Genomic DNA, 12,578 nt, shown 5'->3' on the forward strand with positions numbered 1-12,578 from the left:
CAGTATGCGCTCTATGCATCTATTTGTGTACTCCTCGCTTGGTAGTGAGGCCCGCGCCGCTCTACTGCAGCAACTCCCGGCTGACATTCAAACCACCTTCCGCACCGACATGAGTGAGACGGCACAGCAGGCCGCTCTGGCTGATGCGGAGTTGCTGCTGGGGAACCCGCCGCCCCAGTGGCTGGCAAGGGCCTTACCATCCCGCTTACGTTTCTGGCAGATTGACTCGGCGGGCATTGACCGGTACCAGCGGTTGAGCCCCACTTTTCCGGTGGCCAACATGGGCGACTTTTTCGCCTGGCCCTGCGCCGAAACGATGGTAGCGGGCTTACTGGGGCTGCTGCGTTACATTCCGGAATTAGCAGTGTGGCAGACTCAGCGGCACTGGGAAGGAGGGGCCGTGCGGCCCCGGCTGGGGCTGCTGCAACACCAGCGAGTAATTATACTGGGAAGTGGGGCTATTGGGCAGGCCGTAGCACAGCAGTTGCGGGGGTTCAATTGTGCCGTGCAGTTTCTGGCCCGCACCGACCCGGCAGCCCAGCTACATACCCGCGAGGAGCTGCTGGCCGCCCTGCCTGCCACCGATATTGTAGTGAATTGTTTGCCGGGCAGTGCTGATGGGTTCTTTTCGCAAGAGTTGATTGCCACCCTCCCCTCTCATGCTCTCTATGCCAGTGTGGGCCGGGGCAACACCACCGATGAGCCCGCGCTGATAGCCGCTCTGCAAACGGGCCGGTTGGGTGGGGCCGTGCTGGATGTAACCGCCCAGGAGCCGCTACCCGCCGACAGCCCGCTCTGGCACTTGCCCCGCGTGCTCCTGACCCAGCACAGCGGGGGCGGCCGCCCCGGTGAGGACGAGGGCAAGGTAGACCTGTTTTTGCGCAACCTGCAGCACCTCCTGCGGCAGGAGCCGGTAGAAAACCCGGTTATTCTACACCGGGGCTACTAGCTCGCCGCAGCCAGCAGCATTCACTGCCACATAGCAACAAACTCGAACAGCAGCCTGCACGCTCCGTGTTGGCTGCTGTTCGAGTTTGTTGCTATACGCCAATTTACTGAGCATCCTATGCAACCAACTGGGAGGCTACCGGCTCCCCCTATCGTATCACCCTATCCATTTCTATCATGCATAAACTGTACTCCCTTATAGCAGGCGGTGGGTTGCTGCTGGGGCTAACCTCATGCTGGGGCCTGGTTGATCCCGTAGACCGGATTCCGCTGCCGCAGTACAAGCCGCTGCTCATGGCCCGCACGCAACTGGAGCAGGCCGTAGCCGTGTTGCCGCCCCGGGAACTGCACAACACCGGCAAAATATACCTGCGCGACCCATACATCTTCATCAATGAGCAGTACGAGGGCATCCATATTATCAATAACCAAGACCCCGAGCACCCGCAGCCGGTAGCCTTTCTGCGGATTCCGGGCAACGTGGACGTAGCCATGAAGGGCACCTTGCTCTACGCCGACAGCGGCTCCGACCTGCTGACTTTTGATATGAGCAATGCGCAAGCGGCCCGGCTGCTCCACCGGGTGCGGGAAGCTGTGCCGGAGCTGCCCATGCCCGAAACCGGCACCATGCCCAGCGAATACCAACCCCAGAACCGTCCGGCCGATGCCGTGGTAATTGGCTGGCAAAAGCTATAACTACCCCTTTTATGCTACACCGCTACCCTACCCTACGGGCCCTGGCCGCCCTACTTGGCTTTTCCGCTCTCAGCTCCTGCAGCAACAGCAACGACATGAGCCCCGGCAGCGCCGATAATGGCAAAGGCGGCTCCCTGGCCCGCTTTACCGTGCTGGAAAACACGCTGTACGTAGTAGACAACGAGAACCTGCGCACGTTCAGCCTGGCTAATCCCAAGGTGCCCACTAAAGGCACGGTAATACCGCTGGGCTTCGGCATTGAAACCATCTACCCCCGCGCGCCCTACCTGTTTTTGGGTACGCAGCGGGGTATGTTCATTTTTGATGCCTCTACCCCCAACCAGCCCCAACAGCTCGCCTATTTCCAGCACGTAATGAGCTGCGACCCGGTGGTAGTAGATGAGCGGTACGCCTACGTGACCCTGCGGGATGGCCGAACTTGCGGGGGTGGCCCCAACCAGTTGCAGATAGTGGATCTGACCAATTTGCGGAACCCGCGCCTGGCTCAAACCTACCCCATGCAGCACCCACTGGGCCTGGGCGTGGATAGCACCCTCCTGTTCGTATGCGACAAAGACCAGCTCAAGGTGTTTGATACCAAGCAGAGCCCGGTGTTGCCCGCCCCCCAAACGTTCCCCATTACCGTATCGGACGTGATTCCGCACCGGGGGCTGCTGCTGGCTATTGGGCCAGGCGGGTTGTATCAGTACCGTTACCGCAACGGCAAGCTCAGTGCTCTGAGCAAGTTAGCTATTAGCCCCACCCGCTGATGCGCAACGCGTTACTGCTTGTACTGGGCGTGTGTATGCTAGGGGTGACAAAAGCACAAACACTGCCATCGGCTGCTCCCGCGCCTACGCCCTGGCGTTGGGGCATTTCCTGGAACCTGCTGCCACTGATGGCCAATGGGTACCACGTCAGTTTGGAAAAAGCCTGGGGGCCGGGCTCTCGCCACAGCATACTTCTCACGCCGCAGGGGTACCGGGGACCAGTGAACGACCTCACCTCCGAGCTGCACGAAACCGGTACTGACCGAGTGCGCGGCTACGGTCTGGAGGTGCACCACCGCATCTACCTTGGAGCAACCCCGAGCCCCGCAGATGGCTACTACGTAGCATACGGAGCATCCTACCAGCATTTTCGGCTGCAATTTCAGGCCAAAAGCTGGCAACCGGAAGCAGGCCCCGACAACCTGTACTACTACGAGTATCGCCTGCGTAACCAGACAGAAACCATTGACCGATACGGAGCCTCCGTGGTGCTAGGCCGGCAACTGGTTTTCCCGGACACGTCGTTTTTCCTGGACGCATACCTAGGATTGGGGCTGCGCAAAGCCGACCCCCGGGGCACTTTGCCAACTACCCACTATGCCTCTTCCATGAGCGACTATGGTTCCGCCGGATTCTACCTTCCCGTTGGGCTGCGGGTGGGCATGGCGTTGTAGCATACCAGAAACTCGTAACGGCCCGGCCGCCCGCAGCCTATACCTGCACCGGGCAGCCAGGCCATAAACGCCCATCTTTTCTTCTAGCCCGGAATGACGCCTAGCAGGTGTAACAACCAGCCAAACAGGTACACGGCCGGAATGGAAAGAGCGTAGGCCCACCACGGTAGCCGGTTGAGATGAAGCCCGCGCTGAACGGGCCAGTTGTTGCGTACTTCCATAACCAGGTTGATTTAGTGAGACATACCTCAGGGAATATACTAAAATCCTGGGTAAATCTCACTCAGCATCAAGCCACTAACTGCTCGTACAACCTATCCAACATAGCGGCGGCATCTTCGCAGAGGCCGGGGTGCACGGGTGAGGTTTGCACGATGGTACTGCGCGTGGCCGTCAGCCACCGGAAGCGGGAGGCCACCGGCAGCTGCCCGATGGGCCCGCCGCGCTGGCGGCCCTGGCAAATACGCTCAAACGCCTGCAAGCGGGCCCGCAGGTCGTCGAGGTCTAGGCCGGGACCAGCCAGGGCCTGTAGACGAGCTTCGGGCAGGTGGCAGCGGGTTTGCAGAAAGCCCTGGGAGGAGCAGTACAAAATCACGCCCACGTTTAAAAACTCTTCACGCTCCACGCGGGGCACCACGCGCAGCACGGCATACTCAAATAAGTGCATTGCGGGCAGTTAAAGCTTCCTGAACAAACGTGTGGGAAATGGCCAGGCGGGTAGTCAGAAACTCCACGTACTGGGCGCGCTGCTCCTGGGGGCTAAGGTCAGGCTCCTGAAGCCACTCATCGGGCACCAGGGCCACAATGGCCGTCAGCACCTCCGGCGAGAGGCGGGCGTGGGCCTCGGCATCGGCGGCTTCCAGCTCGGAGGCCTGGGGCAGCAGCACATGGTCTTTGAGCTGAGGAAACGGGCGGGTGGCTTTACTGGCCCAACCGGCACCGCTGTGGTGCACGTACAGGGCGGCGCCGTGGTCGATGAGCCACAGCTCCCGGTGCCACATCAGCATGTTGGTATTGCGGGCAGTGCGGTCCACGTTCAGGGTGAGGCAGTCCAGCCACACTACCAGGGAAGCCAGGCGCGGCTCTACGTCGTTAATCAGGGGGTCGAAGGTAACGGAGCCAGCCAGGAAGTGCAGGGCCAGATTCAGGCCGGTGCTGAAGCGCAGCAGATCCTGGATTTCCTCGTCGGGCTCGGTGCGGCCAAAGGCTTCGCTCAGGTTAATGAATACCAGCTCGGGCATGCGCAGGCCCAGCCGGCGGGCAATTTCGCCCACAATCAGCTCGGCAATCAACGCCTTCAGGCCCTGGCCCGCCCCCCGAAACTTCACTACGTACATAAATCCGTCGTCGGCTTCTACCAGGGCAGGTAGGGAGCCACCTTCGCGCAGAGGAATTACGTAGCGCGTTACGTCAACGGTTCGGAGGGCAAGTTCAGGAACGGGCATGGGCCGCAGCAAAGGAGGATAAGGACAGCAAAGCAACGGATAAATTGGCCGGTTGTTGGCGGAGCTGGCGCCGGAGCCCCCAACTTTTCGGGCGGGCGGCAGTACAGTAGCCTGATTGGCCCTGCTTATTTAGCCCGTTCCATATGCCGCGCATCATCACGCTCACCCTGAACCCTACCGTGGACAAAAGCACCACGGCCGACCATATTGTGCCCGACCAGAAGCTGCGCTGCGCCGCACCCAAGTTTGAGCCCGGCGGGGGCGGCATCAACGTAAGCCGGGCGCTGCGGCGGCTGGGCTCCGAGTCGGTGGCGGTGTTTCCGGCCGGTGGCCCCAGTGGCACCATGCTGCAACAGCTTTTGGCCCAGGAGCAGCTGCAATACCGGGCCGTAGAAACCCAGGGCAACACCCGCGAGAATTTCATTGTAGTAGATAACACCACCAGCCAGCAGTACCGCTTTGGCATGCCCGGCACCGAGCTGCGGCCCGAGGAGCAGCAGCGGGTGCTGGAAGAGTTGCGGGAGGTGGCTGCCGGCACCGAGTTTCTGGTTATCAGTGGGAGCCTGCCGCCCGGCGTGGAGCCGGAGTTGCTAGTACGTATCGTGCGGGCCGCCAAAAGCATGAACGTGAAAGTGGTGGCCGATACATCGGGCCCGGCGTTGCAGGCCGTATTGCAGGAGGGCGTGTATTTGGCTAAGCCCAACGTGGGCGAACTAAGCAAATTGGCCGGCACTGATGAGCTGGATAATGAGGCCGCCGCCCGCGCGGCCCAGCAGCTGGTGCGCGAGGGAAAGGCCGAAATACTGGTTGTGTCGCTTGGCCCCCAGGGCGCCTGCCTGGTCTCCCAAAACTCCATTGACCATGTGCCCGCCCCCGCCGTGAAGAAGCGTAGCACTGTGGGCGCCGGCGACAGTATGGTAGCCGGCCTCGTGCACGGCCTGAGCACTGGCCTGAGCCTGCCCGAAGTGGCCCGGCTAGGGGTAGCCTGCGGCTCGGCAGCTACCATGAACCCCGGCACCGAGCTGTTCCGCAAGGAGGATGTAGACCGGCTTTATAGCTGGCTGCTGCAAGGCCTACCAGCCCGGGCTGCTTAATACGCGTAAGTAAGCAGGTACCGCGCGTCATGCTGCCCTGCCCATCGTGTTCTGCATGACGCTTGTGACAGCCTAACTGCCTAGCTTAGCAGCTGGGTAGCAGCTTACCCGCGCGTTAGCCCCAGCCGCTCCACAGTTTCGCCTTCAAAGTCAAACTCGATTAGTATGGCCGGCTCCTGTCCTATCACCCACCCATCGTGGCCGGGCGCTATGGCTACTACCTGCGGGGCGGTATATTCCTCCTGAGCACCATCAGCGTACTGAATACCCAGCTTGCCGGCAGCCAGAAACCCTACGTGGGCATGCTGGCACAGCTCGCCCCCTACTACTGGCCGCATGTCTTTCGACCACCGAAAACCCGACGGGTATACCACCCGCTTCACGCGGGAGTTGCCGGTGCGTACTACATCAACCTGCACTCCGCCTACTTCGCGGCGGGTGGCGTTTTTCAGCGGACCTAAGAGAGTGGCGGTATCCATGATGCGGGCAAGAAAAGAGCGTGAAACCCAACTGTAGCGGGCTCCTTCAAGATACAGATTACCCCCGAAATTTTTTGCTCTCTAGCCAAATGCCAACACGGGCTGGGCCCCCAGCAACTCCTGAAGCTGCCGGGCGTTTAGCACGCCGGCCCCACCAATGCCGTTGTTGAAGTACAGGAACACCTCCTCAACGTGGGGCTCGGCCTGAATTTGTTGCGTTATTCTCTCCAGAAATTCAGGGCTGTAAGCAGAGGTGTAGAGTACCGGCACACCATGAAAACGGTAGTAGGCTTTTTTGGTGGTGGCTACCACCTCATCGGGCAGGTCGGCGGGGTGGCTTTGACCGCAGAAGCTGATGCCGTGCTGAGCCAGCGTCCGGAACACCTGCCCGTCCCACCAACTGTGGTGCCGAAACTCCAGCACATTATGGAAATCAGGATTGAGCTGCTCTAAAATTCGGCCCAATAGCTCCTCCGTATACGCGGCCTTGGGGGGCAACTGAAACAGCACTGGCTCCAGCTTCTCCCGCAAGCCCTCCCGCACGGTAGCGTAAAAACTGGCCAGAATAGGGCCCACTTCGGCATTAAACTTCTTGTAGTGCGTTACCTGCCGGGGCGCTTTTACGGCAAACCGGAAGTCGGGCGGGCTTTGCGCGTACCAATCTTTGAACACTTTCAGAGCGGGCATGCGGTAGAAAGTCACGTTTACTTCCAGGGTGTTGAACTGGGTGCAGTAGTACGCAAACCACTTGCGCGGCGGCAGCTCCGCGGGGTACAGAACGCCCTCCCAGTCGCGGTAAGAGAAGCCGGAACAGCCAATGTAATACGTGGGCATCGGTAGGATAATATCTAGATTGGCACTGCGAAACTCAGCACGACACAATCACAACTATAGTATTGCTACACAGCAGCTTACTACCGTTGAGTTGCCAAATTGTGCACATGTTTTCTCCGGTTTATAACCGTACGTTAGCTTGACGTCGGCCCCCGGGCATACGAATATTCTGCGGTTTCAGACGGGGCTTCGGGCCCGGCGGCCGGCTGTTCTATCTCCACCATTCACCTCTGTGAGCTATGATTCTGCGCCTTGACGAACTGGCAATTGACCTGCCGAAACCCAAACACCCTTCGGCTAACGATGCCGCCGCCATTCAGGAACTCCTGGGGGGCAAATTCGGGGAGATGAGCACCCTGATGAACTACACGTTCCAGTCGTTCAACTTCCGGGGGCGCGACCGGCTCCGGCCTTTCTACGCGCTTACCTCCGCCATTGCGGCCGAGGAGTATTCGCACATTGAAGCCGTGAGCTACGCCATCAATTTGCTGCTGACTGGCGTAACCGAGCGGGGCACCGACCCCAAGCCCGGCCCCCTGTCGGATGCCGTGGATGCGCGTAATTCCTACCACTTCCTGGCCAGCGGGCAAGCGGCCCTGCCCTTTGATTCAATGGGCAACCCCTGGACCGGGCAATACGTGAACAGTTCTGGTAACCTGCGCCTCGATTTGCTGCACAACTTCTTTTTGGAGTGCGGAGCCCGGGCCAACAAAATCAGAGCCTACGAAATGGTAACCGACCCCTGCGCCCGCACTATGGTGGGCTACCTGCTGGTACGCGGCGGCCTGCACGTGTATGCGTATGCCAAGGCGCTGGAGGTAATTACGGGGGTTGACGTGAAGAAACTGATGCCCGTGCCGCCCCTGTCCAACGCCAAATTCCCGGAAGCTGTTAAGTTCATGGAGCACGGCTTGCACCGGCAGCTCTACACCTTTTCGCCCAACGCCTACGCCGAGGCGGGCATTATCTGGAATGGTACGCACCCTGAAGACGGCTCCCCGCTGGAAGTGGTGCAAGGCGCTATTCAGGGCGTGCCCTACCCCGTGCTGGAAGAAGAGCCCCAGCTCAACTCGCCCGGCGAGGACAACTTCGACCCCGAGATGTTCAAGGATATTGCCAAGAAACTAGGCCTGTCTGATGAGTGGAAGCAACGCCACGGCTAAACCAAGTCACTGAGGCTTTCAGTAACACGAAACGGGTCTGCTCCCTGGGGCAGGCCCGTTTTGCGTTTTCTACACGGTAGCCAGAACGATTTTGCCCTACACCGACTAAGCATACTCGGCTGCTACCATTATCCTAGCAGTGCCTGCAACTGCTTGGCGTTGCCGATGGCAGAGGCGTCGATGTCGTTGTTGAAGTAGCAGTACATTTCGCTCAAGGCCTCTTGGGGCTGCTGCACTTCCTGCACCAAATGGCGCAGGAAGTCTTCGGGGTAGGGTGAGCGGTACAGATCGGGTACGCCGTGCAGGCGGTAGTAGCCAATGGGCGTGGTGCGCACCACCGCATCGGGCAGTAGCGGGTGGCTTTGGCCGCAGAAGCTGACGCCGTGGGCCGCCAGGGCTTGATACACCTCGGCCCGCCACCAGCTCACGTGCCGAAACTCCAGCACATTGCGAAAAGCGGGGTCTAGGCTAGCCAAGATGCGGGCCAGCCGCTCCTCGGAGTAGGCCATGCGCGGCGGCAGCTGAAACAGCACCGGCCCCAGCTTCTCCCGGAGACCTTCCTGCAGCGTGCTATAGAAATCGGAGAGTAGCTGCTCGGTACCGGAGAACTGCTTGTAGTGGGTAATCAGGCGGGGTGCTTTCACGGCAAACCGAAACTCGGGTAGGCTGGCCGCGTACCAGCCTTCCAGAAAGGAAAGCTGCGGAAACCGGTAAAACGTCACGTTCAGCTCCAGCGTGCTGAAATGCTGACTATAGAACTCAAACCACCGACGCTGGGGCAGTTTCTCGGGGTAAAATACCCCCTTCCAGTGGCGGTAGTGGTAGCCAGAGCAGCCGATAAACCAAGTAGGCGACATAAAACGGGCTGTAAAGCGAATAATCAGGATAGCCCGGTGCCGCGCCCAGCCGTATCGTGGCGGCCAGCCCGCACCAACAGGTAACCGACCAGCAGCAGCGCCACCCCGAACCCCAGAAACGCCAGGTCCCAGGGTAGCTTACTGTCGGCGTACTCATTCACGTGGTGCAGGCCCAATATGGTGTGGTCGATGAGGCCTTCTACCACGTTGAACAAACCCCATCCCAGCAGCAACCCGCCCACCAGCGTGCGGCCCGACCACGGCACATCGGCTCGGTGGCCGGCAGCCCACAGCAGGCGCAGCCCCACGGCGGTAAGCACCCACACCGCCGCGTGAAACACGCCGTCCCAGTACATGTTCACCTTGGCGGCTACCAGCGTGTCGGGCGGCAGTTGGTTGGAAAGCATGTTGTGCCACTGCAACATCTGGTGCAGCACAATACCATTTAGGAAGCCGCCCAGGCCCGCACCCAGCAGTAAGCCCGCGGCCAGCAAGGGCGCACGGTGCAGCGTTGAGGAATCAGCCATGGGCAGGAAACAAACGGGTGAAACGGCGCTGAATACTCGGGGCGAAAAACACTCCCACCCCCAGCAGCAGTAACAGGCCCAGCGGCAACAGCAGCACGGCCAGGTTCACCCCGTAGTCGGGGCCGTGAATGGTGGCTTGCACCCGGGGCCGGCATACCCGGCAAGCCCATGCCACCTGCGGGCACAGCCATAGGCCCAGACTACCCAAGCTCAGGAGTACTTTCATTGGAAAAGTTGCCGGTGAAGTGGCCGCATCTGTAGAACGCAACGTCTTCTCTGCGAGTTAACGCCGAGGTTACGGCCAGGGGCATTGTCAGCCAGTGGATTTCTGCACGGTGGCAGGTAGTATTCGGCCTGGAACAACCTGTATTCTACAGCATCTGCACTTCGGTTGCTCACTGGTAATTTGTCGTGGCAATGCCGATTAAAGTGCGTAAAGCCACTTTCTGTAAACTAGTTATGTGCGGATAAAGAAAATTTTCGTTCATCAACTTTGAAATACAAAGTTCTTTAACATCCTTTGTATCGTTGCTGCTACCTAGCCTTGGCTCAAGCCGTTTCCCCCAATTTTTCTCATCATCCCACCCCAACGCATTACCACTATGACACTCCCTAAAAGCCTTCTGCTAGTAGCGTTAGTTACCGGGCTTCTGCTACTGATTCCGCTGGTAGCCATGCAGTACACCGCTGAGGTCAACTGGACCTTCTCCGACTTTGTATTTGCGGCTGTTGTGCTGTTTGGGGCCGGGGCCACGTTCGTGTTCATTGCCCGGATGGGGAACAACGGTACGTACCGGCTGGCGGCGGCCACGGGCGTACTAGCCGGGCTGATGCTGGTGTGGGCTAATGCCGCCGTAGGGCTGGTAGGTAGTTCACACAACCCGGCCAACATGCTGTACGCCGCGGTGCTGTTTGTGGCCTTGGGTGGAGCTATTGCCGCCCGCTTCCGGCCGCTGGGCACCTCCAACGCTATGTTTGCCGCCGCCCTCACCTATCTGGTAGTTACGGGCATTGCTTTATTCGTGTGGAAGCCCACGGGTGCCGCTGCCGAGCCCTCCGCCCCTTTCCTGAACGTGCTAGTGGCCAATGTGGTGTTTGCGGGTGTCTGGGCACTGGCGGGCCTGCTGTTTCGCCGGGCCGCTGAGCCTGTGTCGGGCCGGCAAGTAGCTCAGTAGGGTACCGCCAGTCAACTATACATCACCAAACCCTTCACCTTCCATTACCATGAGCGCAGCACCCTTTGTTATTGCCGGCCTCTTTCTGCTGGTTGCGGGCCTTTTGACGATGCTGGTGGCCAGCCGGAGCCGGGGCGGCTCTTACAAACTGGCCGCCGGCGTGGCTACCGCCGCCTCTTTGCTACTGGTGTGGGGCAACCTGGCCGTGGGCTTTATCGGCAGCGAAGACAACCCCGTGAACCTGCTGTTCGGGGCGGTGCTGGTGGTGGGCTTTGTGGGGGCCGCAGTGGCCCGGCTGCAGCCGCTGGGCATGGCCCGCGCCATGTTCGCGGCGGCGCTAACCCAGTTTGCCGTGCCCTTCGTGGCGCTCCTCATCAAGCAGCCCCCACTGACGCTGGGCGTGCTCTGGGTGATTGTGCTGAACACCCTCTTCGCCGGACTGTGGGTGCTGGCGGGGTGGCTATTTCGGCGGGCGGCGGGGGCAGTAGCCTGACCATTGCCTTCCGGTGGCATTTTTAGAAAAGTGTAACCGAATCAGGGAGCAGCCTGGATTTTACTCCTCGTTCACACGCTTACCTGCTATCTTCAGGAATATGAATCTCGCCCTCGAACTGGAATTTCCCGACGACCAGGCCGCCAACGTACTCCGGCTGCTCCAAAGCGTGCCCGACGTAACAGCCCGCATTCTGACGCATCCGGCTACCAGACCCTATGTGGCGTCGGCCACGGCTCCCAAATCAGAAGCTGAACTGGAGCAGCTATTTCAACGCTTGGCTGGGGCTTGGCAGTCGGAGGAAAGCGGCGAAGAACTAGCCCGGCAGTTGCAGCAAGACCGACAGGACACACCGCGGGGCATTGCGCTATGAAGCAGTTTCTGCTCCACACCAATGCTCTCAGCGACACGCTGCGGCCCGTGGTTCTGCCGAGTCATGTTGGGTAGCTCGTCTGTTGCGTTGCTTGGGAACCATCTCGGAAACAGCTAGTTTTGAATAGTATGAAAATCACGCTAGAAGTCCCCGATAACAAGGCCGCCTTTATGATGGAGCTGCTGCAAAGCCTGCCCTTCGTGAAAGCCACGCCGGCCCGCCGCAAAGCCAAGCCGCAGGACGAAACGGAGTACCTGCTAAGCTCTCCGGCCAACGCCAAGGCGCTGATGGAAGCCATCCAGCGCGTAGATGCGGGGCAAATGGTGGAACGGGGCCTGATTGAGCCATAAGGCTACAATGGGACGAGCAAGCGTGGCAGCAGTACGTGGACTGGCAGGCTGCTGACGGTAAAATTGTCCTCAAAATCAATGCGCTGATCAAGGAAGGCCAACGCACTCCGTTCAGCGGTACTGGCAAGCCGGAGGCCCTGAAAGGAAATCTGCGAGGCTATTGGTCCCGCCGCATCACGCAGGAACACCGCTTGGTTTACCGCATCGAAGGAGATATCCTGCTCATTTTACAGTGCCGCTACCACTACGGCGACAGGTAAACTCCGCCCCAACCTCAGCGGTACGCTACAGCGCGCGGTTCTGGGGATTCGGATAATGCGGATGTGGTTTTACCTTGCGTCTTTTTATAGATTACTCTTTAATTCACAAATACAGAAAACATCCAAAAACACAAAATAATTATGAAATATATTCCTTATCAAACTCTTATCGATAGCAACTATGTGGGTAAACTCTTAACTTACTCGCAGCTTCTATCAACCGTCGAATGGCAAAACAAACGCAGAGAAATTATAGCAAGAGACTACAGAAAGTGTAGAATCTGCGAGAAAGAGGAAACTATAAATTCATACGAATATGAGCTGCAATCTTTCATCTATTTTTGGACTAGTGTGGAGTATGCATTTCCACACATTGACGGCATATATGAAAAGCTAATTTATTCCAATAAGCCATACATACTTCATGTACATCATACATA

Annotated in this window: 20 protein-coding genes; 12 read left to right on the forward strand and 8 right to left on the reverse strand. The window is 59.1% G+C overall.

What is annotated here, in order from left to right:
* Positions 1–13: 13 nt before the first annotated feature.
* The 4 genes from ABIB60_RS16560 to ABIB60_RS16575 all read left to right on the forward strand — a co-directional run bounded on the left by ABIB60_RS16560 (position 14) and on the right by ABIB60_RS16575 (position 3,088).
* Positions 14–949, forward strand: a complete 936-nt coding sequence (locus ABIB60_RS16560; RefSeq protein ID WP_354581438.1) for an NAD(P)-dependent oxidoreductase — start codon at positions 14–16, stop codon at positions 947–949.
* Positions 950–1,125: 176 nt separating this feature from the next.
* On the forward strand, positions 1,126–1,644 hold the full coding sequence (locus ABIB60_RS16565; RefSeq protein WP_354581440.1) for an LVIVD repeat-containing protein: 519 nt from the start codon (positions 1,126–1,128) through the stop codon (positions 1,642–1,644).
* An 11-nt stretch (positions 1,645–1,655) separates the two neighbouring features.
* A complete protein-coding gene (locus tag ABIB60_RS16570; protein WP_354581442.1) occupies positions 1,656–2,414 on the forward strand; it encodes an LVIVD repeat-containing protein in 759 nt (252 codons plus the stop codon).
* On the forward strand, positions 2,414–3,088 hold the full coding sequence (locus ABIB60_RS16575; RefSeq protein ID WP_354581444.1) for a hypothetical protein: 675 nt from the start codon (positions 2,414–2,416) through the stop codon (positions 3,086–3,088). The genes ABIB60_RS16570 and ABIB60_RS16575 overlap by 1 nt, the downstream gene beginning before the upstream one ends.
* A gap of 83 nt (positions 3,089–3,171) precedes the next feature.
* On the opposite strand, the gene ABIB60_RS16580 is transcribed toward ABIB60_RS16575, so the two are convergent.
* The 3 genes from ABIB60_RS16580 to ABIB60_RS16590 form a co-directional block, all read right to left on the reverse strand.
* Positions 3,172–3,309 (reverse strand): hypothetical protein, encoded by a 138-nt coding sequence (locus ABIB60_RS16580; protein ID WP_354581446.1) that lies wholly within the window; start codon positions 3,307–3,309, stop codon positions 3,172–3,174.
* Positions 3,310–3,377: 68 nt separating this feature from the next.
* Positions 3,378–3,764, reverse strand: coding sequence for a DUF3037 domain-containing protein (locus tag ABIB60_RS16585; RefSeq protein ID WP_354581475.1), 387 nt, complete (start codon positions 3,762–3,764; stop codon positions 3,378–3,380).
* The gene (locus ABIB60_RS16590) at positions 3,742–4,533 is read right to left on the reverse strand and encodes a HipA family kinase (RefSeq protein WP_354581448.1); all 792 of its coding nucleotides are present in this window, start codon (positions 4,531–4,533) and stop codon (positions 3,742–3,744) included. Before ABIB60_RS16590 ends, ABIB60_RS16585 begins: the two co-directional genes overlap by 23 nt.
* A gap of 143 nt (positions 4,534–4,676) precedes the next feature.
* Here ABIB60_RS16590 and ABIB60_RS16595 point away from each other — a divergent pair, with 143 nt between their 5' ends.
* Complete coding sequence (locus ABIB60_RS16595) at positions 4,677–5,627, forward strand: 1-phosphofructokinase family hexose kinase (protein WP_354581450.1); 951 nt, start codon at positions 4,677–4,679, stop codon at positions 5,625–5,627.
* A 104-nt stretch (positions 5,628–5,731) separates the two neighbouring features.
* Here the strand turns inward: ABIB60_RS16595 and ABIB60_RS16600 are convergent, their stop codons facing one another.
* Entirely contained in the window at positions 5,732–6,106 is a 375-nt protein-coding gene (locus tag ABIB60_RS16600; RefSeq protein WP_354581452.1) for a cupin domain-containing protein, read from the reverse strand.
* Positions 6,107–6,187: 81 nt separating this feature from the next.
* Positions 6,188–6,940 (reverse strand): DUF72 domain-containing protein, encoded by a 753-nt coding sequence (locus ABIB60_RS16605; protein WP_354581454.1) that lies wholly within the window; start codon positions 6,938–6,940, stop codon positions 6,188–6,190.
* A gap of 239 nt (positions 6,941–7,179) precedes the next feature.
* Between ABIB60_RS16605 and ABIB60_RS16610 the strand changes: the two genes are divergently transcribed.
* Entirely contained in the window at positions 7,180–8,103 is a 924-nt protein-coding gene (locus ABIB60_RS16610; RefSeq protein WP_354581456.1) for a manganese catalase family protein, read from the forward strand.
* A 128-nt stretch (positions 8,104–8,231) separates the two neighbouring features.
* Here the strand turns inward: ABIB60_RS16610 and ABIB60_RS16615 are convergent, their stop codons facing one another.
* The 3 genes from ABIB60_RS16615 to ABIB60_RS16625 are packed head-to-tail and all read right to left on the reverse strand — an operon-like array spanning position 8,232 to position 9,713.
* Complete coding sequence (locus ABIB60_RS16615) at positions 8,232–8,960, reverse strand: DUF72 domain-containing protein (RefSeq protein ID WP_354581458.1); 729 nt, start codon at positions 8,958–8,960, stop codon at positions 8,232–8,234.
* A 23-nt stretch (positions 8,961–8,983) separates the two neighbouring features.
* Positions 8,984–9,487 (reverse strand): DUF2243 domain-containing protein, encoded by a 504-nt coding sequence (locus tag ABIB60_RS16620; protein WP_354581460.1) that lies wholly within the window; start codon positions 9,485–9,487, stop codon positions 8,984–8,986.
* Positions 9,480–9,713 carry a hypothetical protein gene (locus tag ABIB60_RS16625; protein WP_354581462.1) on the reverse strand — a complete coding sequence of 78 codons (234 nt, stop codon included), beginning with the start codon at positions 9,711–9,713 and terminating at the stop codon, positions 9,480–9,482. The genes ABIB60_RS16620 and ABIB60_RS16625 overlap by 8 nt, the downstream gene beginning before the upstream one ends.
* A gap of 376 nt (positions 9,714–10,089) precedes the next feature.
* On the opposite strand from ABIB60_RS16625, the gene ABIB60_RS16630 reads away from it, so the two are divergent.
* The 6 genes from ABIB60_RS16630 to ABIB60_RS16655 form a co-directional block, all read left to right on the forward strand.
* Positions 10,090–10,662, forward strand: coding sequence for a hypothetical protein (locus tag ABIB60_RS16630; RefSeq protein WP_354581464.1), 573 nt, complete (start codon positions 10,090–10,092; stop codon positions 10,660–10,662).
* 49 nt (positions 10,663–10,711) lie between these two features.
* Complete coding sequence (locus tag ABIB60_RS16635; RefSeq protein ID WP_354581466.1) at positions 10,712–11,155, forward strand: hypothetical protein; 444 nt, start codon at positions 10,712–10,714, stop codon at positions 11,153–11,155.
* Between the two features lie 100 nt (positions 11,156–11,255).
* The gene (locus ABIB60_RS16640) at positions 11,256–11,528 is read left to right on the forward strand and encodes a hypothetical protein (RefSeq protein ID WP_354581468.1); all 273 of its coding nucleotides are present in this window, start codon (positions 11,256–11,258) and stop codon (positions 11,526–11,528) included.
* A gap of 128 nt (positions 11,529–11,656) precedes the next feature.
* On the forward strand, positions 11,657–11,878 hold the full coding sequence (locus ABIB60_RS16645) for a type II toxin-antitoxin system Phd/YefM family antitoxin (protein WP_354581470.1): 222 nt from the start codon (positions 11,657–11,659) through the stop codon (positions 11,876–11,878).
* Positions 11,875–12,138, forward strand: a complete 264-nt coding sequence (locus tag ABIB60_RS16650; protein WP_354581477.1) for a Txe/YoeB family addiction module toxin — start codon at positions 11,875–11,877, stop codon at positions 12,136–12,138. Before ABIB60_RS16645 ends, ABIB60_RS16650 begins: the two co-directional genes overlap by 4 nt.
* Before the next feature lie 141 nt (positions 12,139–12,279).
* Positions 12,280–12,578, forward strand: a 299-nt coding sequence (locus ABIB60_RS16655; RefSeq protein WP_354581472.1) for a hypothetical protein, incomplete at its 3' end; no start/stop codon positions are given.

It is taken from the genome of Hymenobacter sp. UYP22 (assembly GCF_040547285.1).
In the GTDB taxonomy this organism is placed as follows: domain Bacteria; phylum Bacteroidota; class Bacteroidia; order Cytophagales; family Hymenobacteraceae; genus Hymenobacter.

What these genes read in the sequence shown, in the direction of transcription:
- ABIB60_RS16560 (WP_354581438.1), top strand. Translation starts at nt 14, where the DNA reads ATGCATCTATTTGTGTACTCCTCGCTTGGTAGTGAGGCCCGCGCCGCT.
- ABIB60_RS16565 (WP_354581440.1), top strand. Translation starts at nt 1,126, where the DNA reads ATGCATAAACTGTACTCCCTTATAGCAGGCGGTGGGTTGCTGCTGGGG.
- ABIB60_RS16570 (WP_354581442.1), top strand. Translation starts at nt 1,656, where the DNA reads ATGCTACACCGCTACCCTACCCTACGGGCCCTGGCCGCCCTACTTGGC.
- ABIB60_RS16575 (WP_354581444.1), top strand. Translation starts at nt 2,414, where the DNA reads ATGCGCAACGCGTTACTGCTTGTACTGGGCGTGTGTATGCTAGGGGTG.
- ABIB60_RS16580 (WP_354581446.1), bottom strand. Translation starts at nt 3,309, where the DNA reads ATGGAAGTACGCAACAACTGGCCCGTTCAGCGCGGGCTTCATCTCAAC.
- ABIB60_RS16590 (WP_354581448.1), bottom strand. Translation starts at nt 4,533, where the DNA reads ATGCCCGTTCCTGAACTTGCCCTCCGAACCGTTGACGTAACGCGCTAC.
- ABIB60_RS16595 (WP_354581450.1), top strand. Translation starts at nt 4,677, where the DNA reads ATGCCGCGCATCATCACGCTCACCCTGAACCCTACCGTGGACAAAAGC.
- ABIB60_RS16600 (WP_354581452.1), bottom strand. Translation starts at nt 6,106, where the DNA reads ATGGATACCGCCACTCTCTTAGGTCCGCTGAAAAACGCCACCCGCCGC.
- ABIB60_RS16605 (WP_354581454.1), bottom strand. Translation starts at nt 6,940, where the DNA reads ATGCCCACGTATTACATTGGCTGTTCCGGCTTCTCTTACCGCGACTGG.
- ABIB60_RS16610 (WP_354581456.1), top strand. Translation starts at nt 7,180, where the DNA reads ATGATTCTGCGCCTTGACGAACTGGCAATTGACCTGCCGAAACCCAAA.
- ABIB60_RS16615 (WP_354581458.1), bottom strand. Translation starts at nt 8,960, where the DNA reads ATGTCGCCTACTTGGTTTATCGGCTGCTCTGGCTACCACTACCGCCAC.
- ABIB60_RS16620 (WP_354581460.1), bottom strand. Translation starts at nt 9,487, where the DNA reads ATGGCTGATTCCTCAACGCTGCACCGTGCGCCCTTGCTGGCCGCGGGC.
- ABIB60_RS16625 (WP_354581462.1), bottom strand. Translation starts at nt 9,713, where the DNA reads ATGAAAGTACTCCTGAGCTTGGGTAGTCTGGGCCTATGGCTGTGCCCG.
- ABIB60_RS16630 (WP_354581464.1), top strand. Translation starts at nt 10,090, where the DNA reads ATGACACTCCCTAAAAGCCTTCTGCTAGTAGCGTTAGTTACCGGGCTT.
- ABIB60_RS16635 (WP_354581466.1), top strand. Translation starts at nt 10,712, where the DNA reads ATGAGCGCAGCACCCTTTGTTATTGCCGGCCTCTTTCTGCTGGTTGCG.
- ABIB60_RS16640 (WP_354581468.1), top strand. Translation starts at nt 11,256, where the DNA reads ATGAATCTCGCCCTCGAACTGGAATTTCCCGACGACCAGGCCGCCAAC.
- ABIB60_RS16645 (WP_354581470.1), top strand. Translation starts at nt 11,657, where the DNA reads ATGAAAATCACGCTAGAAGTCCCCGATAACAAGGCCGCCTTTATGATG.